Annotated in this window: 24 protein-coding genes; 13 read left to right on the top strand and 11 right to left on the bottom strand. The window is 71.4% G+C overall.

The features are described 5' to 3' along the window. Positions 1 to 228: 228 nt before the first annotated feature. From NL114_RS19715 to NL114_RS19705, 3 genes are all read left to right on the top strand, one after another. On the top strand, positions 229 to 1,359 hold the full coding sequence (locus tag NL114_RS19715; RefSeq protein ID WP_254822625.1) for a DUF7345 domain-containing protein: 1,131 nt from the start codon (positions 229 to 231) through the stop codon (positions 1,357 to 1,359). A gap of 169 nt (positions 1,360 to 1,528) precedes the next feature. Then, positions 1,529 to 2,086: a hypothetical protein gene (locus tag NL114_RS19710; protein ID WP_254822624.1), complete on the top strand. Its 558-nt coding sequence runs from the start codon at positions 1,529 to 1,531 to the stop codon at positions 2,084 to 2,086. Positions 2,087 to 2,280: 194 nt separating this feature from the next. Continuing rightward, positions 2,281 to 3,144: a hypothetical protein gene (locus NL114_RS19705; RefSeq protein ID WP_254822623.1), complete on the top strand. Its 864-nt coding sequence runs from the start codon at positions 2,281 to 2,283 to the stop codon at positions 3,142 to 3,144. A 27-nt stretch (positions 3,145 to 3,171) separates the two neighbouring features. Here the strand turns inward: NL114_RS19705 and NL114_RS19700 are convergent, their stop codons facing one another. After that, entirely contained in the window at positions 3,172 to 3,906 is a 735-nt protein-coding gene (locus NL114_RS19700) for a proteasome assembly chaperone family protein (RefSeq protein WP_254822622.1), read from the bottom strand. Between the two features lie 114 nt (positions 3,907 to 4,020). Here NL114_RS19700 and NL114_RS19695 point away from each other — a divergent pair, with 114 nt between their 5' ends. Then, positions 4,021 to 5,814 carry a CocE/NonD family hydrolase gene (locus tag NL114_RS19695; RefSeq protein WP_254822621.1) on the top strand — a complete coding sequence of 598 codons (1,794 nt, stop codon included), beginning with the start codon at positions 4,021 to 4,023 and terminating at the stop codon, positions 5,812 to 5,814. Positions 5,815 to 5,967: 153 nt separating this feature from the next. On the opposite strand, the gene surE is transcribed toward NL114_RS19695, so the two are convergent. The 3 genes from surE to NL114_RS19680 all read right to left on the bottom strand — a co-directional run bounded on the left by surE (position 5,968) and on the right by NL114_RS19680 (position 9,257). Beyond that, positions 5,968 to 6,774 (bottom strand): 5'/3'-nucleotidase SurE, encoded by an 807-nt coding sequence (surE, locus tag NL114_RS19690; RefSeq protein ID WP_254822620.1) that lies wholly within the window; start codon positions 6,772 to 6,774, stop codon positions 5,968 to 5,970. Between the two features lie 81 nt (positions 6,775 to 6,855). Then, positions 6,856 to 8,385, bottom strand: coding sequence for a DUF8157 domain-containing protein (locus NL114_RS19685; protein WP_254824750.1), 1,530 nt, complete (start codon positions 8,383 to 8,385; stop codon positions 6,856 to 6,858). Beyond that, positions 8,385 to 9,257, bottom strand: coding sequence for an NAD(P)-binding domain-containing protein (locus NL114_RS19680; RefSeq protein WP_254822619.1), 873 nt, complete (start codon positions 9,255 to 9,257; stop codon positions 8,385 to 8,387). Before NL114_RS19680 ends, NL114_RS19685 begins: the two co-directional genes overlap by 1 nt. A gap of 100 nt (positions 9,258 to 9,357) precedes the next feature. On the opposite strand from NL114_RS19680, the gene NL114_RS19675 reads away from it, so the two are divergent. After that, complete coding sequence (locus NL114_RS19675; RefSeq protein WP_254822618.1) at positions 9,358 to 10,236, top strand: DUF7537 family lipoprotein; 879 nt, start codon at positions 9,358 to 9,360, stop codon at positions 10,234 to 10,236. A gap of 139 nt (positions 10,237 to 10,375) precedes the next feature. Here NL114_RS19675 and NL114_RS19670 read toward each other — a convergent pair whose 3' ends face one another. Together NL114_RS19670 and NL114_RS19665 are read right to left on the bottom strand one after the other, a co-directional pair. Continuing rightward, positions 10,376 to 10,798 carry a dual specificity protein phosphatase family protein gene (locus NL114_RS19670; RefSeq protein WP_254822617.1) on the bottom strand — a complete coding sequence of 141 codons (423 nt, stop codon included), beginning with the start codon at positions 10,796 to 10,798 and terminating at the stop codon, positions 10,376 to 10,378. A gap of 88 nt (positions 10,799 to 10,886) precedes the next feature. After that, positions 10,887 to 11,681: a creatininase family protein gene (locus NL114_RS19665; protein ID WP_254822616.1), complete on the bottom strand. Its 795-nt coding sequence runs from the start codon at positions 11,679 to 11,681 to the stop codon at positions 10,887 to 10,889. Here NL114_RS19665 and NL114_RS21700 point away from each other — a divergent pair. From NL114_RS21700 to thyX, 4 genes are all read left to right on the top strand, one after another. Continuing rightward, on the top strand, positions 11,680 to 11,811 hold the full coding sequence (locus NL114_RS21700) for a hypothetical protein (RefSeq protein WP_286671088.1): 132 nt from the start codon (positions 11,680 to 11,682) through the stop codon (positions 11,809 to 11,811). The two genes, NL114_RS19665 and NL114_RS21700, sit on opposite strands and share 2 nt — an antisense overlap. 2 nt (positions 11,812 to 11,813) lie before the next feature. Next, positions 11,814 to 13,898 (top strand): hypothetical protein, encoded by a 2,085-nt coding sequence (locus tag NL114_RS19660; protein WP_254822615.1) that lies wholly within the window; start codon positions 11,814 to 11,816, stop codon positions 13,896 to 13,898. Positions 13,899 to 14,015: 117 nt separating this feature from the next. Continuing rightward, a complete protein-coding gene (locus NL114_RS19655; protein ID WP_254822614.1) occupies positions 14,016 to 15,452 on the top strand; it encodes a hypothetical protein in 1,437 nt (478 codons plus the stop codon). Between the two features lie 61 nt (positions 15,453 to 15,513). Then, positions 15,514 to 16,233: an FAD-dependent thymidylate synthase gene (thyX, locus tag NL114_RS19650; RefSeq protein WP_254822613.1), complete on the top strand. Its 720-nt coding sequence runs from the start codon at positions 15,514 to 15,516 to the stop codon at positions 16,231 to 16,233. A 10-nt stretch (positions 16,234 to 16,243) separates the two neighbouring features. Here thyX and NL114_RS19645 read toward each other — a convergent pair whose 3' ends face one another. Then, positions 16,244 to 16,885 carry a hypothetical protein gene (locus NL114_RS19645; RefSeq protein WP_254822612.1) on the bottom strand — a complete coding sequence of 214 codons (642 nt, stop codon included), beginning with the start codon at positions 16,883 to 16,885 and terminating at the stop codon, positions 16,244 to 16,246. 51 nt (positions 16,886 to 16,936) lie between these two features. After that, positions 16,937 to 17,338: a DUF5518 domain-containing protein gene (locus NL114_RS19640; protein WP_254822611.1), complete on the bottom strand. Its 402-nt coding sequence runs from the start codon at positions 17,336 to 17,338 to the stop codon at positions 16,937 to 16,939. A 137-nt stretch (positions 17,339 to 17,475) separates the two neighbouring features. Here NL114_RS19640 and NL114_RS19635 point away from each other — a divergent pair, with 137 nt between their 5' ends. Together NL114_RS19635 and NL114_RS19630 are read left to right on the top strand one after the other, a co-directional pair. Continuing rightward, entirely contained in the window at positions 17,476 to 20,640 is a 3,165-nt protein-coding gene (locus NL114_RS19635) for an FAD-binding and (Fe-S)-binding domain-containing protein (protein ID WP_254822610.1), read from the top strand. Positions 20,641 to 20,844: 204 nt separating this feature from the next. Beyond that, complete coding sequence (locus NL114_RS19630; protein WP_254822609.1) at positions 20,845 to 21,510, top strand: HD domain-containing protein; 666 nt, start codon at positions 20,845 to 20,847, stop codon at positions 21,508 to 21,510. Between the two features lie 26 nt (positions 21,511 to 21,536). Here the strand turns inward: NL114_RS19630 and NL114_RS19625 are convergent, their stop codons facing one another. From NL114_RS19625 to NL114_RS19615, 3 genes are read right to left on the bottom strand one after another with little or no spacing between them, the layout of a single operon-like run. Next, positions 21,537 to 22,286: an ATP-binding cassette domain-containing protein gene (locus NL114_RS19625; RefSeq protein ID WP_254822608.1), complete on the bottom strand. Its 750-nt coding sequence runs from the start codon at positions 22,284 to 22,286 to the stop codon at positions 21,537 to 21,539. A gap of 1 nt (position 22,287) precedes the next feature. Beyond that, entirely contained in the window at positions 22,288 to 23,355 is a 1,068-nt protein-coding gene (locus NL114_RS19620) for an ABC transporter permease (RefSeq protein ID WP_254822607.1), read from the bottom strand. Beyond that, on the bottom strand, positions 23,352 to 24,470 hold the full coding sequence (locus NL114_RS19615) for a hypothetical protein (RefSeq protein ID WP_254822606.1): 1,119 nt from the start codon (positions 24,468 to 24,470) through the stop codon (positions 23,352 to 23,354). The genes NL114_RS19620 and NL114_RS19615 overlap by 4 nt, the downstream gene beginning before the upstream one ends. Positions 24,471 to 24,628: 158 nt before the next feature. Here NL114_RS19615 and NL114_RS19610 point away from each other — a divergent pair, with 158 nt between their 5' ends. Beyond that, positions 24,629 to 25,840 carry a PQQ-binding-like beta-propeller repeat protein gene (locus NL114_RS19610; protein WP_254822605.1) on the top strand — a complete coding sequence of 404 codons (1,212 nt, stop codon included), beginning with the start codon at positions 24,629 to 24,631 and terminating at the stop codon, positions 25,838 to 25,840. Beyond that, positions 25,837 to 26,337 (top strand): hypothetical protein, encoded by a 501-nt coding sequence (locus NL114_RS19605; RefSeq protein ID WP_254822604.1) that lies wholly within the window; start codon positions 25,837 to 25,839, stop codon positions 26,335 to 26,337. The genes NL114_RS19610 and NL114_RS19605 overlap by 4 nt, the downstream gene beginning before the upstream one ends. The last annotated feature ends 87 nt before the right edge of the window (positions 26,338 to 26,424 follow it).

The following is a 26,424-nucleotide window of genomic DNA, read 5'->3' as shown; positions in this document are numbered from 1 at the left end:
AAAACGGTCGCTGGATTCAAATACTAGAATTTCGCCCTCGGTTGTGACGGGGGAGCACCGCCGTGGTGAACCGGACGGCGTTCGGCCTCGCGCGCGGTTGGGGAGGTCATCGGACATCCCGGCTCAGGGCGATGCTCCCGGTCCGGCGCCGCCGGTTCGGACGCTCCCAGTCCCGACGGCCGACCGAGGGATTATGAGAGCGGCTGGTAATGCCCCGGTAGAAGGAGGATGGACCGCTACCGCGGTTCGACCGTGCTGGCCCTGCTGGTGGTGGCACTGCTGGCCACCGTCGCCGGGGGGTCGCTGTCCCCGAATCCGGGGGGAAGCACCACCGACAGCGTCCCCGCCGTCCAGCGCAACGCCAGCGGGCTGGCGGCGGACACCACCGCCATCCGCATCGCCGTCCAGCCCGACGGCTCGGCGGTCTGGGAGGTCGGCTACCGTGTCGCCCTGGACGACGAGGAGACGCGGTCGCGGTTCGAGACCGTCGACGACCGCATCGAGGCCCGGCCGCTCCAGTACACCGGCCCCTACCGGGAGATGATGGCCGAGGCCGCCGAGGTCGCCGCCAGCCGGACCGGGCGGTCGATGGAGATCCGGAACGTCACCGTCCAGGCCAGGGAGCTCCCGACCGGGGAGGGCGTGGTGGTGTACCGGTTCGTGTGGACCGGCTTCGCTTCCCGGTCGGGTGGGCGGATGGTCATCGGCGACGCCATCACCCGGCTGCCGCTCTCGGACGCGGACACCCGACTCGTGGTGCAGTGGCCCGCCGGGTTCGACGCGAAGCAGGTCAGCCCGGACCCAGATACCCGGCGCGACAGGGCGGTCGTCTGGCGAGGTCCGGTCGAGTTCGCGCCCTACGAGCCACGGGTCACCGTCGGTGGCGGTCCACTCCTCGGCCCCGATACGCTCGCGACCATCGGGGCCGTCGTCGGCCTCGTCGCGGCTACCGGCGCCGGGGGTGTCGGCGTGTACTGGTGGCGCCGACGCGACCCCGACGGGCGTCTGCTGCCGTGGCCTTCGTCGGAGGACCGCACCGGGACCACACCGGACGACCCGTCCACTGCGGACGACCCAGCCACCGCGGCCGAGGAGTCGGCGACCGAGGAGCCGTCCGGCGACGGGGACGGCGCTGCGGCGGCGGTTCCCGAAGAGCTCCTCAGCGACCCCGAACGTGTCCTCGACCTGCTGGAGTCGCGAGGGGGGCGGATGAAACAGCAGGAGGTGGTGAGCGAGCTTGGCTGGTCCGAGACCAAGACGAGCCAGGTCGTCAACGAGATGCAGGATGAAGGGACCATCGAGGTGTACCGCATCGGCCGCGAGAACGTGCTCTCACTGCCGGGGGAGATGGATGTCTGACCGGAGTCGCGGGACAGCAACCGGTAAACGGACCGTTTCGGCGATGAAAACAGTGCTGAAATGGCCCGGATTCGGCCAAAGGGAGTCGGCGATTGATGGTGGTCTCGCCCGAAGGACCGGTGTGAACTCGAGTCGGCGCACGCACCCTGGTCTCGTGGTGGTGAGCTGCGTGCTGCTCCTCCTGGCCGGTGGTGTGGCCAGCGGCGGGGCCACACCGGCCGGCACCGTGGTCGCACAGGAGGGCAACGCGACCGCCGACCCCGGCGCAGTGGCCGGCGACGGTGTCCGGGAGGGCGGCGACGCCCTCGGGAGCCCGGTCGAGTCGCCGGACACGACGTTCGGCAGCCGGTTCTACCTGCGGGTCTCGTCGGTCACCACGGCCTACAACGATGAGCAGCCCGAACTGGGGCTCGCCGGCGGACTGGCCACCGACAACGTGGTCAACTTCCACGTGACCACCGTGGACGGGGAGGAAGCGGTCTTCTCGTTCCGGCTCACCGAGGACAACCGCATCGAGGAACTGCGCGCGGGCGCCCGAAGCGACGCCTCGATCCGGATGACGACGGACAAGGAGACGTTCGACCGCATCGCCACCGCCGACTCACCGGGGGTCGCGTTCCGCGAGGCGCTGGCGTCCCGCGAAATCCAGATCGGTGGTCGGGGCGTCGTCAGCGGGCTCTTCTGGGGAGTGGTGAACCTGCTCCGGAGTATCGGCGGGCTGCTCTGAGGTGGGCGTTCCGGCGTGCCGAGCCCTGCAGCCGGGAGACGGAGGACTCGACTCCACAGGACCCGCCGTTCACCCCGAAGTGAAGGCTCTCTCCCGGCCGAAATCCCCTGGCGGAAAGCGAGTCCCGGCCCCAGAAACAAGCACCTCTTTGAGCATCCAGAAGGCGTTTTTCCGCACACCGCCATCCGGTGGATATGCCCTCCAGACGTGCCTACCTCGCGATGCTGGCAGCGACCGCGGGCTGTACGAGTCCGTTCTCCCCCGACTCGCCCGCTGATGGCGACGATGCGCCCACGGATTCCCCGACCGACACGTCGCCCACCGGCGCCGGGGCGACGGTCACCTACGAGTACGTCGGCACGGACGACCTGCCGACGGGCGAGCCCGCGCTGGTCCTCCCCGGGCAGTGGCGAGACTGGCTCCGGACGGCCGCGAGCGGCGACACTGCCCGCGGGAGAACCCGACCGGAGGACTGCGGGCGTTCGCCGGTCCAGCCCGGGTGGGCAGTCCGGCTCCGCCACGCGGGCGACCTGTCCGGCAGCTACACCGTCGAGGGTGACACCGGCGGCCACTACATCGTCCAGTACCGGGCCGAACAGGCCTCACCCCCCGAGGACGCGACGGTCCACCCGTTCGCGGACCTCCCGGCGGCCGTCAGCGAGCCTGTCGGGCGGACCCTCGACGGGATGGCCGTCGACCTCCCGCCACAGAACCGGCCCTACCAGTACATCAGACGCGAGGGCCGGCAGGGCGACGGCAGCTACCCCGAGCTGTGGGTCAGGCGGGACGGCACCACCTACCGGGTCCACCCGGACGTGCCGACCATCACGCCACCCTGCGACTACTACGTCGCGCTCCGGTTCTCGCCCGTCGACAGCGCCGACCGGTCGCTCTCGCTCGCGACGGTAAACCAGCCCGACACCATCGCCGCCGACGCCCGCGCGGAAGCGGAACGACCGCTCACGGACTACACCGGACACGACAGGTCACGCCTCCGGGAGTTCGACCACGTCATGACGCTCGCCGGGTTCTACCGGGTACGCGTGACGACGGAGTGAGACGGGCGGCGGGACGGGACCGCCGCTCTATTGGAACCCTCGAATCGGCTGGGCCTGGCTCGACTCCTCGTCGGCCTGCTGCATCTGCTCGGCGAGCTGTTCGCGGGCCTCGCGGATCTCCTCGGCGCGCTCCACGAGGTTCTCGGTCGGGATCTCGAGGTCGGTGAGGGGCTCGATACCCCCCGAGATGATGATACGGGAGGATTCGGGGTCGGGGAACTGCGCCTCCGTCTCGACGATGAGGCCGACGGCGTCGAGGTCCTGGCGTTGTGCCTGCGAGAGGAGCGCGCCGGTGGGGCCGCTGACCAGGCCGCCCTGCCGTGGCGGGACGATGCCGGCCTCGTCGAGGCGGCCCCCGGCGTCACCCGATGCGACGCCGTACAGCTCCGGTGTGCCCTCTTTCTCCTCGGGGAGGCCGCTGAGGTAGAACGGCGTGATGTCGTGTTCGGTGACGAAGCTCGTCACGCAGTCGGCGAAGTCGTCGGCTCGCTGGGGGGAGATGGGAACGTCGCTCTGGAGGACGAGCAGGCCCCGGTCCGCGTCGGCGTAGAACCTGACCGGCGGCATGAGGTCGGAGCTATCGCCGTGGTAGACGGCCACGTCCGGGATGCCGTCGCAGTGGAGTCCACCGACACAGGGCATGTCGAACGCGTCGACGAGGTGGTCGGCGGCGATCTTCCCGACGAGCCCGGCCCCGGGGAGCCCTTCCACGAGCGTTGCACCGTTCAGGTCGATGTCGGCCCTGATGTCGATGTGTGCCATACCGTCGCGTCACTCGGGAGGGGCTTCAACGTGAGGGGGACCGCGGGCCGCGCTGTCGGACGTTTTGACGGGACTGTCAATTTCTCTTTATGTTGGTGTACGGCATTGTATGGTATGGAACAGGACAGGCAGCAAGACCGTGGTGGGTCGGGTGGGACGGGCCGACGCTCGTTTCTGAAAGGTGCGACGACGACATTGCTCGCGGCGGGCGCGCTCGGGACGAGCGTCACGAACGCGGCGGCGGCCAGCGAGCAGGTCGAGACGGTGACGAAGCGCATCGAGACGTGGGACGGGAAGGAACTGGCGACGCAGCTCTACCTGCCGGATACGAAGGGCCCGGCGCCGGCTGTCCTGATGACGCACGGTTACGGGAGCGACAAGGAGGATGCGGCGCTCGTCCGGACGGGAACGAAATACGCGGAAGCGGGCTTCGTCGTCCTCACCTACGACTCGCGTGGCTTCGGCGAGTCCGACGGCGAGGTCGGCGTCGACGGGCCGAAGGAGGTCAAGGACGCGCAGTCGCTCCTCGACTGGCTGGGCTACGCACGTCAGGCAGACGTCGGTCGCGAGAGCTCCGGCCTGCTCGTGCAGGGTGACGAGCGGAACGGTGGCCGGACCGGCACGCGCGACGTCGACAACCCCGGCTCCGGACCGGACATCAAGGTCGGCATGGACGGGCTCTCCTACGCCGGCGGTATCCAGCTCAACCTCGCTGCGGTCGACGACCGGCTCGACGCCATCGTCCCGCGGTGGGCGTGGAACGACCTGACCTACTCGCTGGCCCCGAACGGCGGCATCAAGGCGGGCTGGACGACTATCCTGCAGGAGTTCGGCGCGCAGGGCTCGCGTGACATCGAGACGGGCGGCGACAGCGACAACGATATCGACGAGCGCGACGTCCGGAACGGCGTCGACCCGCGGCTGTACAAGTTCTACACCGAGAGCGTCGCGACCAACGAGTTCTCGCCGGCGGCCCGGTCGTTCTTCAAGCTCCGCTCGCCGTCGACGAAGGCGGCCGGGCTCGCGGAGAACGCGCCGCCGTCGCTGCTCATCACCGGCTGGAACGACACGCTGTTCACCGCGACCGAGGCGGTTCGGAACCACGAACTGCTGGAGGGCGGCGGGCAGGACAGCCGGATGGTGTTCATCCGCGGTGGCCACTCGCTGGAGCAGCAGGCGCCGCTCGAGCAGGGGGAGATCGACGCGATGGCGCTCGACTGGATGACCGAGCACGTCGCCGGCGGCAAACGGGCCGACCTCGCCGAGGTCACCTACTGGCAGCAGGAGGCCGAGGCGTTCGCCGAGGCGGACGCGCTTCCGAGCGCGGCCGAGGGTCCGTCCCGGACGCTGACCGAGGCCACGAACGCCAGTAGCGGGACGACCGACCTCGCCGGTGGCCCGGCCGGTGGCTCCAACTCCGAGATTCTCGTCCAGCGCAACGACGACTACGCGCCGGGGACGTTCGCTGACTTCGACTTCCCGGTCGAGGAGCACATGGAGCTCCTGGGCGTGCCCGAAATCACGCTGAACGTGACGCCGCTGGGCCGCGACCCGCTCGTCTTCGCGAAGGTCTACCACGTCGATTCGGCGGGGAACGCGGAACTCCTCTACAACCAGTCGACGCCCTACCGCGTCGAGGGGCCGGTTGGCGAATCGCAGGACATCTCGTTCGAACTGGCCGGCGTCCAGCGCCAGTTCGAGGCGGGCGACACGCTTCGTGTCACCCTCTCGACGACCGACGTCGCGTACTTCAACTCGCGCACGTCGGCGGGCGTCAGCATCGACAACGACGGCTCGGAGGTTCGGATTCCCGTGAAGGGGACCGACGGTCTCGCGGCAGCGTCGTCGTCCTCGTCCGGTGCGTCCAACCCGGTCACCGGGCTGGAATCGTTCTCCGGGACGCTCTGATACCACGGCTGCGGCGCACCAGCGCCGTCCGACGGTTCCTTTGACTCGACGCCTTCTGCGGCCCCGTCTCCGCGGGCCGGGCGATTGTCCCGGCCCAACGCTCACCCGGCGAGTGGCGACGCCCGGCTCGTCGCCATGACCGCCCGTCGGCCGTCACTCGACGTCGCCGTACGCCGCGACCAGGCCGTCGAGCGCCTCGTGGTGTTCGGTGGTGTGTGGCGCGGCGAGCGGTGTGACCGATACCTCGCCCTCGACGACGGCGCGGCGGTCGGTCCCGTCGGGGTCGGGGATGGTCCCCTCGGCCATCAGCTCCCAGATATGGTCGTGGATGACGACGTTATCCCCCTCGCGCTCGGCGTCGATGCGGTAGACGTGGGACGGGCGGGTGACCCGCATCGGGGCGCTGGCCTCGCTCTCGGGGGCGTCGGGCTCGTACGCCGCCGGGAGCGGGGCGTTGACGTTGAGGTAGTCGGCGTGCTCGAAGACGCCGGCCTCGGGGGCGTGATCGACGAGGAAGCGGGTCGCGCGGGCGGCCTCCGCGTACGCGGGCACGTCGGGGTCGAACTCCCGGTACCGCTCGTCGCTCCCGGGGAAGTAGAGCGAGGCGGCGATGGCGGGGATGTCGAAGAACGCCGCCTCGACGGCCGCGGAGACGGTGCCCGAGCGGCCGAGCGTGTAGCCACCGAGGTTCGCACCTCGGTTGCAGCCAGCCACCACGAGGTCCGGGTCGAGGTCCAGTGCCTGGGTTCCGGCGACCACGCAGTCGACCGGCGTCCCGTGGACGGCGAAGCCGGCCTCGCGTTCCTCGACGGTCACCTCCCTGGACATCTTCCGCCCGACCGCGCTCTGGTCGGCGGCGGGCGCGACCACGGTCACGTCGGCCACCGGCGAGAGGGCCTCGCGGATGGCCTGCAGGCCCGTGGCGTCGATGCCGTCGTCGTTGGTGAGGAGAACCTCCATGCCGTGTCTCCGGCCGGCCGGGGCAAAAAGCCGTGCCTGCGGCGGCGGGCAGGGGCCCACTCCCGTGGACTGCCCTCCCGGTCAGGGCGGTACGGGCACCGACTCCACCACGACCTCATCGTCGACGACGAGATTGTACGCGGCCTCGTCGTCGTTCCAGAGGACCAGCACCCGCTCGAAGGTGAGCAGGTCGCCGTAGTCCGCCTCGCGGAGTGGCGCGTTCAGCGCGTCCTCGTCGACGAGGACGGCGAAGTGGTCGGCCACCTGTGAGCCGTCGCCGATACGGAACAGCGGGTTCGCGCCGGGGGCCTCCGTCAGGTCGTGGCTCAACTTCACCGCGGCGGCGTTGACGCGGTCGGTGACGTGGGCCTCGGAGTCCGCGAGGCGGGCGAATCGGTCGTGTGCCGGCTGGAAGTCGATGGCCCGGCGGCCGTCCCGCCGGAGGACACTGTACGAGAACTGCACGTCGACGTTGACGAACTCGCCGTCGCCCGGCTCCCGGTCCTCGCCCCCGGACGGGGCGGCGTCGGGCCCGCGCTCGCCCCGATCGAGCGAGCGCTGGAAGCCCGGCACGTCGAGGTCCGGGCGCACGTCGAACGACCAGCAGGTGTCGCTGGGCGCGGCGTCGGGCCACAGCCGCAGCGTCGGTGCCCACACCGTCGCCGCGTCCTCGCCCGAGTGGTCGGCCAGCGCGCGCTCGACGCCGCGCAGCCCCAGCGCCGTGTTACGGTCGGCGGGTGCGAGCGCGAGGAACGACCCATCGGGGGCGAGTGTGTCGAGATATCGCCGGGCCGTCTTCGAGGGGTCGGCCAGTTCCGAGAGGACGTTCGAGAACAGGACGAGGTCCCAGCCGTCCGCCGCGTCGTCGTCGTTCCCGCCCTCCGCGGCGGCCCCGTCGAGCGGCCCGGTCGGGTCGAACGCCTCGGCCGTCTCCCGATGCACCGTCGGGTGGACGTTCCGCCCCGTCCCCTCCAGCACCGCGTCCAGCACGTCGGCCGCGGCCGCGGGTTCGACGGCGTGGTAGTGGACGAGTGCGTCGTCCGGGAGGTAGTCCGCGAGGCCGAGCGCGGGCCCGCCCACACCCGCTCCCACGTCCAGCACGCGCAGATGGTGGTCCAGCAGGTCGGCCTTCGCGAGGTCGTCCAGCACGTACTGGACACTCGCGTAGTAGCCCGGAAGATGGTAGACAGCGTACGCGAGCGCCGTCTCGTCGTCGTACTCGACATCGCCGCCGTGGAGGTAGTGCTCCTTGACCTCGCGCAGCCGGGCGCGGAGTCGGTCGCCGCTGTCGCCGTCCGGCCAGCCGGCGCCGTAGCGCTCGACGAGCAGGTCCTCCAGCCGGGTCGCGTGGTCGTCCGGGAGCGCGGTGACGTGCTCGTCGGCGCCGCGGGCACGCCACGCCGGAACCGGCTCCTCGGGGGCGGGAGCGAAGGTCCCCTCGTCGGTCTCGACCAGCCCCAGCTCGGGCGCCAGCGTCCGGAGTCCCTGCTTCACGATACCGGGATGGGGCTGTCCCTCGACGTACTCGAACACCTCCTCGGGGTCGATGGGGCGGACGCTCCGGAGGTAGCGCGCCGTGTCCCGGAGGTCGGACCGCTGGGACTCATCCATCATGTGCCATCACCGTCCGTGTTCGCGTCGGTGTCGTGGCCGGGCGCGTCGGTGTCGTGGGGGGCCGCCGCTTCCCCGGTTCCTGCCCCGAACGCTCCGGCGCTGGCCGCCTCGTACATCTCGGCGAACGCCTCCGCGTCGTCGGCCACGTCGGCGATGCGGCGGGCGGCGTCGGCCACCGCGTCCGCGCCCTCGAAGGCCGCCTGTATCTCCGCGTACACCGAGGGGTTCCCGCCGGTCACGTTCTCGACGAGGGCGGCCAGCGGCCCGGAGACGGGCGTGTGGAACTCCTCGGGCACGTCCTCGGCGGCGAGCCCGAACGCGAGGACTGCAGCGTGGGTGCGGGCCTGCACGGTCGCCATCGCGCGGTCGTGCTCCTCGGGGGTCGTATCGAAGACGTGGTTGCCGCGGTCGGTCAGCGCCTCGCGGATGGCACGAACGGCCGGCCCGCCACGGTCGACGACGACGGCGCAGTTGCCGGGTTCGTTGCCGGGCGCGAACAGCGGGTGGAAGGAGGCGCGCTCGCAGTCGGGCGCCGCGTCGGCGAGCGCGTCGACCGCGGTCGCCATCTCCCCGGAGACATCCACGACGGCGCGCTCGGCGCGTGAGCCGTGCTCGGCGACGGCCTCGGGGACCGCCGAGATGGGCACCGCCACGCAGACGACGTCGACCGCCGCGCTGTCGGCGTGCTCCCCGTCGACGGCCGCCGCCGGCGGGTCGGGCTGGTCGGCCACTCGTTCCTCGAAGGCCGCGACGGCCGCCCGGGCGGCGGCCGCGTCGTCGTCGGCGAAGGTCACGCGGTCGATGGCGGGGGCGACGCTCCGGGCGAACCAGCGGCCCATCGTCCCGGCCCCGACCACGAGCAGGTTCATGCGGGCTGGTTCCCGACGCCCCGGCAAAAGCCGTTCGCTCCCGGGGGGCTGGGCTGCCGCCGCCGTCAGCACTATCCGGGGTGGGGTTGCACTGGCGCGCATGCGACGCAGCCTGCTGGTGGTGGGCCTGTGCTGTCTCGTCGTCCTCGCCGGCTGTGGTGGGACGAGCACGCAACCGACACCGACACCATCCCCGACCGGGTCGGCGGCTCCCGACGGCGGGGACGGTGGCGGGGGCGGAAGCGACGGCGGAGACGGCGCCGGTGGCGGTGGCGGTGCGGATGGCAGCGACGGTGGCTCGACCGCGTTCTCGTACCCGGCCGGGACGAGCGAGTCGGGTGTGGGGGACTCGACAGCCCTCCTCGACACGAAGGTCGACAGTCTCGCCGAGACGGACTACGCCCTCAACGTGACACAGGTGGCGATGGTCGACGGCAACCGGACCCGGTCGGTCTCGGTGGTCCGGAGCGACCTCGACGGGCAGCGTTCGCTCGGCGAGTTCGGCGTGCGGTCGCCCCGCGGGGAGACCACCGTCGACATCTACCGCAACGTGACGACCCTCTACCGGCAGCAGACGGTCGACGGGCGGACGAGCTACCGGGTCCGGAACGGCAGCGGCACGTTCGAACAGTACCACGAACGTCGGGCCGACGTGGCCCGCTCGGCGGAGAGCCTGTTCCGGTTCGCGAACTTCTCCGGCGCTGAACTCGTCGAGCGCGATGGCCGGACGATGGCCCGCTACTCGCTCGCCGAGGCGAACCGGTCGGCGATCAACGAGAGCACGACCATCACCGACGCCACCGGCGAACTGCTGGTCGACGAACGCGGCGTCATCCATCGCGGCGTGGTCGACATCCGGGGGAACCGCGACGGAACGCCGCGGCGGCTGTTCATCGAACTCCGGACCACGGCGACGAGCGATGTGACCGTCGAGGAGCCGGACTGGCTGAGCGAGGCCGAGGCCGCGTCGGAGGGCTGATTCTCCCGACGGAACGCGTGGCTGCCGATTCGGGACGGCCCCTGCACGGATTATCGTCTTGTACGTAACGTGCGTCGGATACGCCTGGGCCTTGGAACCTATCGTTAGCGTTGGTGGGATATACCGGGCTATCACGAACTCAGCTCTCGTACCCGAGGTAGCCGGCCGCACGCCGGACCAGCGCCGGATGTGGGTCGGCGGGCGGTCGTCGGTCGACGACCCGCTGGAAGGCGGCTTCGAGGTCGCGGTCGGTCGTCTCGGTGAGCGCCGCCGCGGCCACCGCGACGCTCCGCGAGGCGCCGGCCGAGCAGTGGACCAGGGCCCGCTCGTCGCTCGTCAGGGCGTCGCGGGTCGCCTCGACAGCGCGCTCGAAGGCCGGGGCCTCGTTCCTGGGCCCGTCCACCATCGGCTCGCGGATTACGCGGACGGGGTCGGGGTAGCCGCCGGCCGGCGGGTCGTGGGTGAGGCCGACGACGACCTCGATATCCGCGTCGCGGAGCGGCGCCGTCTCGCTCACGGCCGCGATGCCCCCCACGTACAGCCCGTCGGCGACCTGATGCATGGTCGGCCGCACGGGCGGGTACGACAAGAAGGTCCGTCAGACAGCCGGCGACGTGGGAACTCAGACGACAGCCGGCGTCGTGGGGTCCTCAGACGTGGGGTTTCGGGCGCAGCTCCTCGGGCTCGCGTGCCGCGAGCCACTCGCAGAGCTTCACGAGCTGGTCGCACGAGGCCTCGAACAGTTCGGCGCCCTTCTCGGCGGTCGCGTCGGTCTGGTCCCCGAGGACGCCGTTGTCGGTGTTGTCGGCGGCGTCGTAGAACGCGCGGGCGCCGTGGACCATCCCCCGGCGACGACCGTCCGGCTCCGCGTTCTCGACCTCCTCCATCAGGATACCGGTGTCGCGGGCCTCCTCCAGCCGGTCGTCGTGGACCAGGTCGGGGTGGAGATGCTGTATCATCGCGGTCTCCTTCGGCCCGCCGTGGGGGCCGTTGTGCTCGAACAGCTCGTCCACGAGGTCCGGGATGGACTCGTCCCACATCCACTCGATGGCGAAGGCGGTCTCGTCGTCGTAGAGGCGGCGGCCGACCTCTTGGAGGTGCTCGATGTTGCCGCCGTGGGCGTTGACGTAGACGACGCGGTCGATGCCGTGGTAGGTGAGGTTGCGGGTGAACGACTCGACGTAGTCGCGGAACTGCGGCGCGTCGACCCACATCGTCCCGTGGAACTGCTTGTGGTGCGGGCTGACGCCGATGTTGATGGTCGGTGTGCAGAGGTAGCCCGTCCGGTCGGCCGCGGCGCGGGCGAGTCCCTCGGCGATGAGATGGTCGGTGCCCTCGGGCAGGTGCGGGCCGTGCTGTTCGGTCGACCCCAGCGGGACGATGGCCAGCGACTCGGACTCGAAGTACGACTCCAGGTCCGGCCACGCCTCGTCGGCGAGATACATGGCGCAGTCGACGGGCGGCGGTGGCATGAAGGTGGTCCCACGGGCACCGGTTGCGGCATCCGGCCCCTCGCCGGCGGTTCCCGCGGTGGAGACACCGAAGACACTTACCGATGCCATCGACACCGACTGATGATGTCACCCAAACGTCGCGATGTCCTCCGTGCTGGAGGCGTCGCAGCCCTCCTGAGTGGCGGCCTCGCCGGCTGTATCGAGGACGTTACGGACGCACCCGGAGAGGAGCGGCCCTCGTACGCCGACTGGCTGTTCGACACGGGTACCCTGCTGGACGCCTCGTTCCAGGGGTTCTACGCCGTCGATGTCGCGGCGTACCGTGAACAGCAGGCCGCGCTCCCGACCGAGGCGAACGAGGCCCTCCAGCGCGCAGCCGACGAGTACGACGGCGTCGCCATCGACGATTTCGACCGCGTGACCGGTCTCGGCGCCTTCGCCGACCCGAACCCGGACGACTACGGCGACGAGCAGTTCGTGATGACGACCGTCGGGACGGGGTCGTTCGATAGCGACGCCGTGGCGAGCGCCATCCAGTCGAACTCCGAGGTGGGCGCCGCCGGCGAGTACGAGGGATACGACCTCTACACCCGCCGGGACCGCTACTCGCCGGGGAGTACGGCCGCGGCGGCGGTCGGTGACGAGGCGGTCGTTCTCGCGGTGGCCGACGCCGGCGGCGAGTACGTCGACCCGCCACGGGGCGAGACACCGCCGGAGCCATCCGGCACGCCCGCTGGCGGCGTGAGCGCCGAGCGCGCTGCCAGGCTCCACGTCGACGCGGGCGCGAGCGGTTCCGGCGGGCTCCTCGGCGCGAACGACCGGCTCGACCGCCTTGCCGACGCACTCGATGGGCCCATCGTCGGTGGGCTGGCGTTCGACGCCGCCACGCTCCGCGAGCGCCTCGGGTTCCGGACGCCGGAGGCGGAGACGGCCACCCCGGAGGCCGACGGTCGGGACGGGGACGACAACGGCGGGGCCGACGACCGGCGCGCCAGTACCCCGACCGTGAGCGAGCCGGAGCCGAGCCCCGTCGAGCGCCACCTCCGACGCATCACGCTGGGCCTGACGGCGTTCGGCGGGAGTGCGGACGCCGAGGGCGCAAGCAGCGGCGCGGTCGACCTCCGGCTGCTGTACGAGGACGAGTCCGCGGCGAGCGACGGCGCCACGGCCGTCGAGGACCTCCGTGACGCGCTCCGCGCGGAGTCCGAGGCGTTCACCGTCCCGGAGGTCACGGTCGAGACCGACGGGGCCGCGGTCGCCGTCGCCATCACCGGCGACCCGTCGGCGTTCTACGAGGAACTCGGCTTCGGCGAGCGCAACGACCCCGCGCCGAGGGCCCCGCAGGTCTCGTTCAGCTTCGACCGCCGCGAGGACGGCCGCGTCATGGTCACCCACGACGGCGGCGACGAGGTCGGCACCGAGGGCACACTCGGACTTCTCTACGAATCCAGCGGCGAGGGCATCGAGCGCCAGTGGCAGCCCGACGACGGCTCCATCACCGCCGGTGACTCGATCACCACGGACCAGCCCGTCACGGGTGTCCTCCGCGTCGTCTGGAACTCCTCGGACGGCGACTCCTCGGCGACACTGGGCCTCTACCGGCCGCCGGCGCCGGACGCCCCGGAGGTCGCCTTCGACTTCGACACCCGGAGCGAGAACCGGGTCACCATCACGCACGAGGGTGGCGACACCATCGAGCAGCCGCTCGTCGTCGTCTACGACTCGGTGGAGGGTGGCCGGAAGGAGGTCTGGGAGCCCGAGGGCGACGCCATCGCGGCCGGGGACACCTACACGACCGAACTCGCCCTCGCCGAGGACGGCTCCGTCCGTGTCATCTGGAACGGTGAGGGGGCAGTCACGCTCGCGGAGTTCGACGGGGCGCCGACGGGAACGCCCCGCCGAACCCGAACGGCGTCCGCGGAGGGGACGGAGACGCAGACGCCCCGGGAGGCCACCGAGACGCGGACGGGCACCGCGACCCCGGACGAGACACCGACGCGGACGCCGAGGTCGACCGACTCGGCTACCCCGACCACGACCGACTCGAGCACCGCGACACCGACGGAATCCGGCACCCCGACGCCGACGGATTCGGCCACCGCGACCCCAACCGAATCCGGCACCGCGACGCCCACCGAGACGAGCACGTCCACCAGCACCCGGACCCCGACACCCGTCGAGGACGGGACGCCGACCTCCGGGAGCTGACGCCGCTGTCGGCCGGGGCCTCGGCCGCGATTCTCCCGGAACCGCCGGACTGACGCTTCTCTCGCGATGGACGTGCCGAACACAAGACGTTTGCCGGGAGGTCCTGAACGACCGCTCATGGCCCCCGAACGACGCGATGTCCTCCGCGCGAGTGGCGGACTCGCAGCCCTCCTGACCGGCCTCGCCGGCTGTACCGAACAGCTCTCCGACGTGACCGACGGCGGTAGTGGCTCCGACGCCCCAGCGTACGCCACGGCCCTGTTCGACCCCGCTGCCGTCTTCGACGTGCAGACGCGGTCGTTCGTCTCGGTCGACGCCAGCGCGTACCGCCAGCAGAAGGCCGCGCTCCCCGAGTCCTTCCGGAAGGGTGTCGAGGACACCGCCGGCGACGTGGAGGGAGCGGCGCCGTCCGACGCCGACCGACTCAGCGGCGTCATCGGGACGGACCGCGGCGAGCCCAGGAAGTATCAGGACGACCGGAGCGTCTACGCCGGCTACCTGACCGGCGACTTCGATGCCGAACGCATCCGCTCGCAGCTCGCCGAGAACGAGCAGTTCACCGAGCGCGGCGAGTACGAGGGCTTCACGCTCTACGGCGGCGCGGCCGAGTACGACAAGACCCGGACGGTCGCCGCGGCGATATCGGCCGACGCGGTCGCCGGCGCGACGGTCGACGTGGCGTACCCCGGCGAGACCCCGACCTCCGGCGGCGACTACCGGGGCGGCGGCGAACTGACGGCCACCCCCTCGGGCGTGCCGACGGCACTGGACGCCGTCAAGACGCAGGTCGACACCGCAGGCGGTGGCGGCAGCCCGCTCGCGGACGACGACCTCGGGGGCGAGATACTGACCGACCTCGGCGACGAGCCGTTCCTCGCCGGCACGCTCGCCAGCGGCGAGACGGTCCGGTCGATGTACTTCGGCGACGGGCAGGGCGGCACCCGGGAGCCGGAGGACGAACTCGCGCGGGACGTGAAGGCGCTCACGCAGGGCATTGTCGGCGTCGGCGGGAGCGGCACGGCACCGGAGTCCACCTCCGGCGAGGTGACCGTCCGCCTCTACTACGACGACGAGGGCGTCGTGAGCGACCGGGCGGAGACGCTCCGCTCGGCCATCGAGACCGCCAAATCACGTTCCGAGGACGTGACCCCGCCGGAGACGGAGGTCACGGCCGACGGCCGGGCCGTGGTGCTCACCGTCACGGGCGACCCGCAGCGCCTGGCCGACGAGTTCGGCTTCGGCGAGGCCAGCGGGGGCGGGAGCGACCGCGGCACTCCCGCGGAGGCCCCGCAGGTCGCCTTCGGCTTCGAGCAGAACGCCGAGGGGACCGTGACCATCCAGCACGAGGGTGGCGACACGGTGAACGGAGACCTCCGGGTCCGGTACACGAGCGACGGCGAGACCAGGGTCGACACCTGGACCGCCGGCGAGGACGGCGTCGCCGCCGGCGACAGCTTCACGACGCGTGCGACGGTCGACTCCGGGAGCGAGGTGACGGTCATCTGGGAGGTCGACGGCGCGGCCGCGGTGCTGGCGCAGTTCGTGGCTCCCTGACCGGGCCACCACCCGGCTCGTTGCCGAACGTTTGATACCCCCTGCGGTCCCCGGTCCGGACATGCAGGTCGAACTCCTCGATTGCACGCCGACCCCCGAGGAACTCGTCTGTCGCGCGGCTCGCGGTGACTACTCCTCGGACTGGGTCGGGAGCGACGTACCGTTCGCCGAGGTGATGGAGCCGGTCGAGGGCGACACCATCGACGAGAAGAAACAGACACTGATGGACCATCTGATGCGCTCGGGTCACTGGGGCCCGTTCGAGCATCCGTCCGCAACGTTCGCGGTCCGCGGGGTCAGCCGCTCGTGTATGGCACAGATTACCCGCCACCGCCACGCCTCCTTCGACGTGATGAGCCTCCGATACGTCAAACTCTCCGGCGAGGAGGCCCTCGAAGAGCGGTTCACCTACCCGGAGACCTTCGAGTCCGACGAGGTCGTCTCCCGCGAGGGGGTCGAGGAGATCGAGATGTCGGCCGAGGAACGCGGCGAACTCGCGGACGAGGTCTACCAGAAGTGCATCGACGCGTACACGGACCTCGTCGAGGCCGGCGTCCCGAAGGAGGACGCCCGGATGCTCCTCCCCATCGGGACGAAGGTGAACATGACCTTCTCGATGAACGCGCGGGCGCTGATGCACCTGCTCAACATGCGGATGAAGGGGGATGCCCAGTGGGAAGTACGAGAACTCTCCGAGAAGGTACTCGCCGAGGCAAAGGAGTGGATGCCGTACACGTTCGAGCGGTACGAGGAGAAGCACCCGCAGCCGCTGTCGCCGTAGGGCGACGCGATTACCCGAGCACGCTCCCATCGGGCCACAGGAACACGGCACCCTCAATTCCCGCCACCGGCTCCGGGTGGTCCCACGCGAGGTAGTGGCGGAACCGCGGGCGATGTGGCGCGTCGAAGACGAGTTGCAGGCTGACCGACGCTCCCGGAGCCAGCCCGTCGTACCACGCGAGCGGCCGGATCCCCGGCCCGTCGTCGGGCCGCTCGACCCGGTCGAACGGGACCCCATCGAGGCTGTGGCGGTGCTGGTAGGTGCCGCCGGCCAGCTGGAGCCGGAAGACGGTGTCCGACACGGCCGGCAGTCGCTCGTCACCGGTGTTCTCGACGAGGAAGTCGTACGCGACGAAGCGGCCCCGCCGTGGTTCGGCCGTCGCCGTCCCGCCCTCGCGCTCGTAGTCGACCGACTCGAACGCCGTCCAGCGCCGGGCCGTGACGCGGGTGCCGTCCGCGGCGGTGGCGCTCGCGCCGAGGACCCGTTCAGACGGGGCCGGACCCGGACGGCGCGTGGGGCTGGGGGTGGCCGTCGGGCTCGCGGCCGGGGGGCCACCGGATTCCCGGGCGTCGGTCGAGCCATCGCCGCAGCCGGCGAGCGCGGTCGCGACTCCGGGCGCGAGCGTGCGAAGCACCCGACGGCGGCTGGGCATGTCGGTGCATATCGCCCGAACGACAGGAAGGTTCCGCCTCGGCCGACGCGGTCACCGCCCCATGATGTCGACCTCGCTGGCGGCGAACGAGCCACAGACGCCGCCGACAGTGCTGAGCACGAGGACGTAGGCCGCGAGCAGGACGCCACCGGCACCGAGCACGAGGCCGAGCGGATCCGGGAACTGGCCCGCATCGAGGGGGACGGGGAGCAGCGCGAGGACCCCGCTCGCGAGTCCCGCGAGCAGGAGTACCGTGACGAGGCCGGCGAGGCTCCCCGTCAGCGCGCCCGCTCGGGCGTCCCCGGCGCGGAGATACCCGGCTATCGCTCCACCGACGACCGGCGCGAGGGGGAGGAAGATCGTGACGAAGCTGACGAGGCCACCCGCCAGCGCCGAGAGCGGCGCGCCCCGGCCGTCGCGTCGGGTGGCCGCCTCGCCGGTGCCGTGGGACATGCGCGACCGTTGCGTCCGGGACGGCAAGAAATCCCCGGCGACTCCCACGGACCGACCGCGGCCGTTCGCCGGTCCCGCGCCTTCGGAAGCGCGGTTCGGCGCGGGGATTAAGGTGGGCGGCGGTCGGAGAGCGGGGTATGGCAACCGAGGAGTCGGACCCGGCGGCGGACCCGCGGGCCGACTACGATTACGCCGGCGGTGCGGTCCCCGAGGAGCACGCCGACCTCGTGGCGGGCCTCCGCGAGCGGGTGGCGGGCGAGGTCCGGTTCGACGAGTTCACGCGCTCGCTGTACGCGACGGACGCCTCCGCGTACGAGGTGACGCCCGTCGGCGTGGTGCTCCCGCGTGACACCGAGGACGTGGCGGCGACGGTCGAGTTCTGTGCCGAGCAGGGCGTGCCGGTTCTGCCGCGTGGCGGCGGCACGTCGCTCGCGGGGCAGTCGGTCAACGAGGCGGTCGTGCTGGATTTCACGGCCGAGATGGACGCCATCACCGACATCGACCCCGAGGGGCGGACGGCGACCGCCCAGCCCGGCTGTCTCCTGGGGGACCTGAACGCCGAACTGGCCGCACACGACCTGAAGTTCGCACCCGACCCCGCGTGGGGTGACAAGTCCGCCATCGGCGGCGCCGTCGGGAACAACTCGACCGGCGCGCACTCGCTGCAGTACGGCAAGACCGACGCCTACGTCGAGTCCTGCGAGGTGGTGCTCGCCGACGGGCGGGTCGAGACGTTCGGCGAGGCGACGCTCGGCGAACTCCGGCGCCGGGCCGAGAGCGACTGGTCGGTCCGGGCCCGCGTCGCGAAGCGCGTGCTCGAACTGCTGGAGGAGGACGCCGGCGTCGTCGAGGCGGCCTTCCCGGACCTGAAGCGGAACGTCTCCGGGTACAACCTCGATGCCGTCGTCGCGGACGCGTACGACGGTCTCGACAGGGAACCGGGCGACGGCGAGGGGCCGCTCCCCGACGACGCGACCGTGAACCTCGCGAAACTGCTGTGTGGCTCGGAAGGGACCCTCGCCGTGGTGACGGAGGTGACGGTGTCGCTCGAGCCCGTCCCGAAGACGAAGTCGGTCGCGCTGCTGGGGTACGACGACCTCGTGACGGCGATGGCCGATGTCGCGCCCATCCTCGAGCACGACCCGGCCGCCGTCGAGGTACTCGACGACGTGTTGCTCGACCTGGCGCGGGACACGACGGAGTTCGGCGACCTGGTGCGCGACCTCGCGCCAGGTGGCACGGGTGCGGTGCTGCTCGTCGAGTTCTACGCCGAGACCGACGCCGAGGGCCGCGAGCAGGTGGCCGATCTGTTCGCCGACCGCGCGCGCCATCTCGACGCCGACCCCGCGGCCGACCCGTCCGGCGACGCGCCCGTCAGCGACGACCGGGCGCGGGCGACGTTCGCGCGCGAGGCCCACGACGACGACGAGCGGGCACGGTTCTGGAAACTCCGGAAGTCGGGCCTGCCCATCCTGCTGGGGCGGACGAGCGACGCGAAGCACATCTCCTTCGTCGAGGACTGTGCGGTCCCGCCCGAGCGCCTGCCCGAGTACGTCACCGACTTCCGGGCGGTGCTGGAGGAACACGACACGTACGCCTCGTTCTATGCCCACGCCGGGCCGGGCTGTCTGCACGTCCGCCCGCTGGTGAATACGAAGACCGTCGAGGGCGTCGAGCGGATGCAGTCCATCGCCGACGACGTGACGGACCTCGTCGTCGAGTACGGCGGCGCGGTGTCGGGCGAGCACGGCGACGGCCGCGCCCGGAGCGGCTGGAACCGGAAGCTGTACGGCGACGAGGTGTTCGAGATATTCGGCGACCTGAAGGCCGAGTTCGACCCCGACGGCCTTCTCAATCCGGGACAGGTCTGCGGGGACGTGGACATGACCGAGAACCTCCGGTTCTCCCCCGAGTACGAGTACGCAGCCGACCGCGTTGTCGGGGGAGCGGCGGCCGGCGCTGACGGCGCTGACGGCGACGGCTTCGAGCCCGAACTCCGCTGGGAGAACGAGAACGGGTTCCAGGGGATGGTCGAACTCTGCCACGGCTGTGGGGGGTGTCGCGGGCCGCAGGAGACGACCGGCGGCGTGATGTGCCCGACGTATCGCGCGGCCGACGAGGAGATCCAGTCGACGCGGGGGCGCGCGAACTCGCTCCGGCGCGTTCTCTCGGGCGAACTCGACATGGAGGCGGCCGACCACGAGTTCCTGACCGAAGTGATGGACCTCTGTGTCGGCTGCAAGGGCTGTGCCCGCGACTGCCCGTCGCAGGTCGATATGGCGAAGCTGAAAGTCGAGGTGGAGCACGCCGCCCACGAACAGCGCGGGACACCACCGCGGCGCGACCGCCTGTTCGCCAACGTGTTCGACCTCTCCGAGAAGGGGTCGCGGTTCGCCCCGCTCGTCAACGCGCTCGGGTCGCTGCCGGGGAGCGGGTGGCTGGCGGAGAAGACCCTCGGCATCGCTCGCGAACGCGACCTCCCGTCGTTCGCGAGCGAGTCGTTCGTCGAGTGGTTCGACGCCCACGACCCTGCTATCGAGGCCGAGATGGCCGCCCACCGCGTCGTCCTCCTGCCGGACCCGTACTCGACGTACGTCACGCCGGAGGTGTCCCGAGCCGCGGTCGAGGTGCTGGAGGCGGCCGGCGCCCACGTCGAGCTGGCCGAGCCGCTCCCCTCCGGCCGGGCGGCCCACTCGAAGGGCTTCCTCGACACGGCCCGCGACCGCGCCCGCGACGTGGTGTCCGAACTCGCACCCCACGTCGAGGACGGCCGCGACGTGGTCGTCGTGGAGCCGACGGACGCCGTGATGGTCCAGTCGGACTACGGCGACCTGCTGTCGGGCACGGCCGTCGACATGGTCCGGGAGTACACCCACGGCGTCTGCGAGTACCTCGACCGCCACGACCTCGACCGGGACGTGGCATTCGATGCGGCCGGCGCCGTCGGGGCAGGCGAGTCCCACGGCCCGGTCGCCGAGTCGCTGGCCTACCACGGGCACTGCCACCAGAAGGCGACGAAGAAGGACCATCACGCCGTGGGCGTGCTCCGGCGGGCCGGGTTCGAGGTGGACCCACTGGACTCGACCTGCTGTGGGATGGCCGGTTCATTCGGCTACGAGGCCGAGCACTACTCGATGAGCAAGGCGGTCGGGGAACTGCTGTTCGAGCAGATCGAGGCGAGTCCGGCCGAAACCGTCGTCGCGCCGGGGGCGTCGTGTCGGACCCAGCTCGACGACTGGGAGGGGCTCGACGAGCGGCCACCCCATCCCGTGGAGGTGCTGGCTGCCGCGCTGGCGGAGTGAGCAGTCTGACTTTCAGAATGTCGCTTTGAGGCCATAATACCGAGATAATATCTGTGGAGTGAATATTGGGATATTGTTGTCGAAGTAGCATATTTGAGGGGGTTGGAAACGACGATACTCTCTATCCCGCCGCCACGGCACGCTCGGTGACGGTGGATTCCACATCGCCTATGCCGGCCGGCGGCCGACTCCCGGACCCCTCCGATGACACGAACACTCGGTCCCCTCGCGCGTGAGTTGTCGTTGCCGTACTACGAGGACGCCCTCCCGGCACACGACCGGTTCCACGCCAGGCGTGTCCACGATGTGGCGCTCCGGTTGGCCCGGGAGTGCGACGCGACCGTCGACGAAGATGTCCTCGCCGCGGCGGCGTGGCTCCACGATATCGGACGGCCCCGCGAGCGGGTCGGCGATATCGACGACCACGACGTGTGGGGGGCCACGAGGGCGGCGACCCTGCTCGGGAGCGAGGGGGTCGCGGCCGAGCGGGTCGAGGCGGTCGAACGCTGCATCCGGGCCCACAGCATCCGGTCGGGTTCACCGGAGCCGGAGACCATCGAGGCGAAACTGCTGTTCGACGCGGACAAACTGGACGCGGCCGGCGCACGCGGACTGGTGCGGCTGGCCTGTATCGTCGGCGAGCGGTCGGGCCGGGCCGGCGAACGCTACGCCGTCATCGACGACGCCTCGGTGTCGGACGCGACGGCGCCGGACCGACCGGATATCAGGCTCCTCCACGAGTGGGCCTCGGAGCGCCTGGCACGCTTGCACACCCGTCCGGCGCAGCGCCTCGGCGAGTCGCGGAAACAGTTCATGGACGAGTTCCTCGACCGGTTCGAGCGCGAGGCCGGCCTCGACGGCGATCGCTGACAGAGCGTGCGGTCGAGGTCCGGCGGCTATTCCGCCCCCGAGGCGGCCTCCAGCACCCGCTCGACGTAGAACTCCTGCAGGTCCTCGTCCGGAACGTCGATAGCCTCGCGCGGCGCGTCCAGCAGCACCTCACCGTCGTAGACGATGGTCAGGTGGTCGACGGCCTCGGCGAACTGGCCGAGGTTGTGGGTCGACACCACCACGCCGTGGCCCGCGTCCCGGTAGTCGCCGAGGAACTCCAGCAGCCGGAGCTTCGTCACGTCGTCGAGGTCGCCGAGCGGCTCGTCCAGCAGGAGGTACGCGGGCTCCTTCTGGAGCGCGAGCGCGAGGTCGAGCTTCCGGCTGTACCCTCCCGACAGCTCTCCGGCGATGCGGTCCCGGACCACGTCCAGCCCCAGCCGGTCCAGCACCGTCTCGGCCCAGTCCTCGTCGGCGTCCGCGAGCGCGCCGAACACGTCGAGGTTGTCCGCCACCGTCAGCTGGTCGTAATGCGAGGGGCGCTGGAACGCCGTCCCGAGGCGCACGTCCGGGACGGACACCTCACCGGCCGACGGCTCCACGAGGCCGAGCAACGTCCGCAGGAGCGTCGTCTTCCCGGAGCCGTTCGGCCCGACGAGACAGTGGACGGTGCCCGGTTCGACGGTCACGTCGACCCCGGCGAGCGCCATCACGCGGCCGTACCGCTTGCGCAGCCCCCTGACACGGATGGGGTCGATGGCGGCGGGGTCCGCCGTCGGCATCGGGGTGTCGGCGTCGGTGGTGTCGTCCTCGCTCATCTCAGGCCCTCCGTTCGTAGGCGAGCAGCGAGAGTTTCAGCGGCACGAGCATGGCGAGTGCGAACAGCGCGACGCCACCGAGCCACGGCCCGAACTCGGCGGCCGGGAGGTCACGGAGGCTGGCGCCACGGACCGTGAGCATCGCGTAGTGGGTGGGGACCCGGCGGATGATGTCCCGTCGGAGCGGCGAGAAGAAGCCGACCGGGTAGACCAGCCCCGAGAACCCGAGGAAGGCGAACAGCAGGAGCACGTTGAACAGCCGGCCCGTCGTCCCGAACCCGGAGGCGAACGTCACGGCCGTCGCGATGGCGCCGCACGCCAGGAAGGTCAGCGCGAGCGCGGCGACGGCGGCGGGCGCGAGCAGGCTCACGTCGTAGCCCATCGCCAGCCCGACGGCGTGGAACACGAGCAGCGGCACCGCGAGCAGGGCGGTGAAGAAGGCCAGTTTCCCCGCGACCACCGTATCGAGCGAGGTCTCGACCCGGAGGCGGTCGAGAACGGCCTCCTCGCGGGCGAGGTTGTACGGCAGGTACGCGAACGCGAAGGTGAGGACGATGATGGTGAGGAACGTGGGCAGCAGGTACGACGAGAGCTTGCGCTCCTCGCCGGCGATCTCGCGCTGGACCACCACACGCTTGTCCAGTTGCCGGTTCATCGTGGAGGCGACGACGCTCACGAGCGCCTGCGACGGCTCCCGGTACGGCGTCATGTCGCCGTCGATGGTGACGGTCATGTTCACCCGCTCGACCTCGGGGTCGCCGAGGTCGGGTGGGACGCTGACGACGGCGTAGACGGACTCGCGGTCGAGGTCCCGCATCGCCGCGGCCTCGGAGTCGTACTGGATGGGCTTCGAGAACAGGCGGAACGACGCCGCGACCACGTCGTACTCCTCCTCGGAGACGTCCTCACCGGCCACCACGGCCACGGGCGCGTCCTTCGGGAGGACGTGCTGGAAGAAGACCGACGCCCCGGCGAACGCACCCGGAAGAAGGACGAGCACGAACAGCAGCGCCAGTATCCGGTGGCGGCTCCACAGCAGTTCCTTCCGGAGGATGGTGCGCAGGCTCATGCAGGCTCCTGTCGGGCGGTGTCGATTTCGGGACTGGGCCGGGTGAGCGACTGGGGTTCGGGCTGGTTCCGGAAGAGTCCCCGAACGAGGACCCGGAGCCCTCCAGGGGAGGACTCGTAGTCCGCGAGGAGCGTTCGCCCCTCGACGGTGAAGGCGGCCTTCCGGAGTTCCACCTTCAGCGTTCGGTTCGAGGACTGGAGCAGGTAGAACGACTTCCCGGCACCCAGGATGTTGCGCACGTCGTCGGCACTCTCGGCGTCCTCACTCGTGATGCGGATACGTACGCGGATGTCGGGCGGCGCCGTCCCGTTGGCCGCGGCGGCCGTCTCGTTCAGCGTGTAGCTCGTCCCGACGTACTCGACGGTGCGGACCGCGGGGCCGACGAACGGGTAGTCCGGGACCGTCGCCGGTCGGAACCGGTAGGCGAACCGGACGTAGCCGTCGTCGGTGTCCGCGTAGCGCCGGCGTAGCTCGCCCCCGACCGTCTCGGGTGTGGCCTCCGGGTCGGACCGGGCGATGGCCACGTCGACGGCGTCCGAGACGGCGCTGCCGTTCCCGATGGCGAGGAGGCGTGGTCCCTCGCTCGGAATCGGGCCGCCCTCGCCGCCGTTGTCGAGGACGGCGACCGACGGGCCACGCTCGGAGCGGTAGATGGTGAACCCGCGGCGTGTCTCGGTCTCGAACTCGATGTCGCGGCGGGCGGCGAGCGCGTCGGTGGCGTCGCTCGCGGTCCAGTTCGCCACGACGAGCCGGGCGCCGTACGGCTCGCCGCTCCGGCCGAAGTAGGTGACGTGGCTCGCAGCCGACGCGTTCAGCGACGCGTTCTCCGGTGGGCTGAGCGCAAGCGCCCGGAGGTGCGGCGGGCCGTCGTAGAACTGCACGGCGCTCTGGAAGCGGAGCGAGGCGCGGGTGCCGTTGCTGACGGCGGGGTCCGAGCGGTACTCCGTCGCGTTCAGCGTCCCGACGTAGTCGGCCCCGGCCGGGACGTTCTCGGTCGGCTCGTAGGGCTCGGGGGGCGCCGGCTCGTCGACGAGGAGCACCGCGCCGGCACAGACGCCACCGAGGAGGAGCGTCACGGCGCCGGCGACCGTCAGGGCCAGCCGGTCGGGACTCATCGCGAGCCACCTCGTCGGGGTCGTTTCGGTGGAGAGGAGCGGGCGGCGGGCGGGGAACCTGCCATTGCCGGGCGGTCGTCGGGTCGCGGTTTATGCCTGTCGGGAACCACACCGCTGGAGCCGGGAGACACATACCGGAGCGCCGCGACGGACCGACGATGACGGCGCCCTCCACCCTCAGCCGCCGCGGCGCACTCGCCGCGGGCGGCGGGCTCCTCGCCAGCCTCGCCGCGGCGGGGCTCTCCCCCGACCGAGTCCGCCCGGAGATGCGGCTCGATTCGACCGTCCCCACCGGGTCGTGGCCGGGCCGCAAGCGCGACCCCCGACGGACCGGCTACCAGCCCGTACCGGGGCCACGAACCGGCGCGAGCGTTCGCTGGCGGTTCCTGACGCCACGCGACCCGACCGCCTCGCCGGGCGTGGTGGCGACGCCCGAGCATGTCCTCGCGGTCCGGCCCTCGTCCACGTTCGCACTGCGTCCCGGCGATGGGTCGCTCGCGTGGGAGACGGGCCACCGCGAGCGCGACCTCCTCGGCGACGGGACCAACGAGTTCGTCCAGTCCGGGCCCCAGCTGGCGGCCGGCCACGCGCTCACGGCCGCCGACATCTCCCTGTACGGGCTCGATACCGCGACCGGGAGCGGGGACTGGGCCTACGGGACGAACAGCAGTTTCCGGGAGGTGCTGGCGGTCGGCAACACCGTCTTCTTCGGGTCGCTGATCGGCGACGCCGACCGGCTCGTCGCGCTCTCGGCGGAGACGGGCCTGCCGTACTGGCGGACCGAGACCGTGGCGCGGCCCCTCGCGTATGCTCCCGATGACGGAATCCTCGTCACGGCCCGGAGTCCCGCCGGTGCCGACAACGGCGTCCTCCAGGGGCGCGATGCCCGTTCGGGAGCGGTGGAGTGGACGACCGCGCGCCTCGACCTGCCGTTGTTGGATGCCAGCGCCCCTGCCGTCGGGGACGGCCGCGTCTACGTCGCCAGTGGCCCGGTGTACGCGTTCGATACGGGCGACGGTTCGAAGCTGTGGCGGGCACCGTACGGTACCGACGCCTTCCGCGGTCCCGTCACCGACGGCGACCGCGTCTACGTCACCAGCGAGGGAGGTGTCGCCGCGTTCGACGCGGCCACGGGTGAGGAGCGGTGGACTGCAGACGTACCGGTACAGGGCTTCGCCACGCCCGCCATCGCCGCCGACCGGCTGTACGTCCCCGTCGATGATGGGGTGACCGCGCTGGTGACTGCGGACGGCTCACGGGCCTTCCGGGCGACGTTCCCCGGCGGTCGGCCGTCGGGGCTCGCGGTCGCGGACGGACGCCTGTACGTCCGGAACGAGCGCGGCGTCTTCGCGCTGGAGGGGGAACGATGACCGGCCCGACCGGCCCGACCGGCCCGACCGGCCCGACCGGCCCGACCGACGCTGCCGACCGGCCGGACGAGCCGCCCGGAACCGCCATGCGTATCGGGTACGCCGTTGCGTACTTCCTGTTGCTCGGGTTCTCCGTGGGCGAAGCGGTCAGGGCCGTCACGGAGGCGCTGTTGCTCTCGCCGGCGTTCGGTACCGCGACGGCGGTCGGGTCGGTCGCCACGGCGGCGGTCGCCGGACTCCTCTCGGGGGGACGCCACCCACCATCGACAGGCCGGGTGCTGGCCTTCTCTGCCGTCGCCGTCGTGCTCCGTCTCGGCCTCGGTGCGCTCGTCGGTCCGGCGGTCGGGGACCTCCGTGGCTCGCCGTACGTCGCCGCGGATGCCGGGCTGACCTGGCTCGCCGCCCTGCTGCTGGCGGCCACCGTCGTCTTCGGCGTCGACTGGTCCGGGCCGCGGGAACGGCTCCGTCGGCATCTCGACGGCGACCGTGGAGAGTGACCCGCCGGCGGCCGCGCTGATGGCTGCAACGGAGTCGAGGCTGCGCCGGGGCGGCGACGCGACACCGATTTCACGCCACCGCTCCCA

The organism is Haloglomus halophilum (genome assembly GCF_024298885.1).
Classification (GTDB): domain Archaea; phylum Halobacteriota; class Halobacteria; order Halobacteriales; family Haloarculaceae; genus Haloglomus; species Haloglomus halophilum.
The sequence above is the reverse complement of the archived record's forward strand: the minus strand, read 5'-3'. Positions and strand labels throughout refer to the sequence as shown.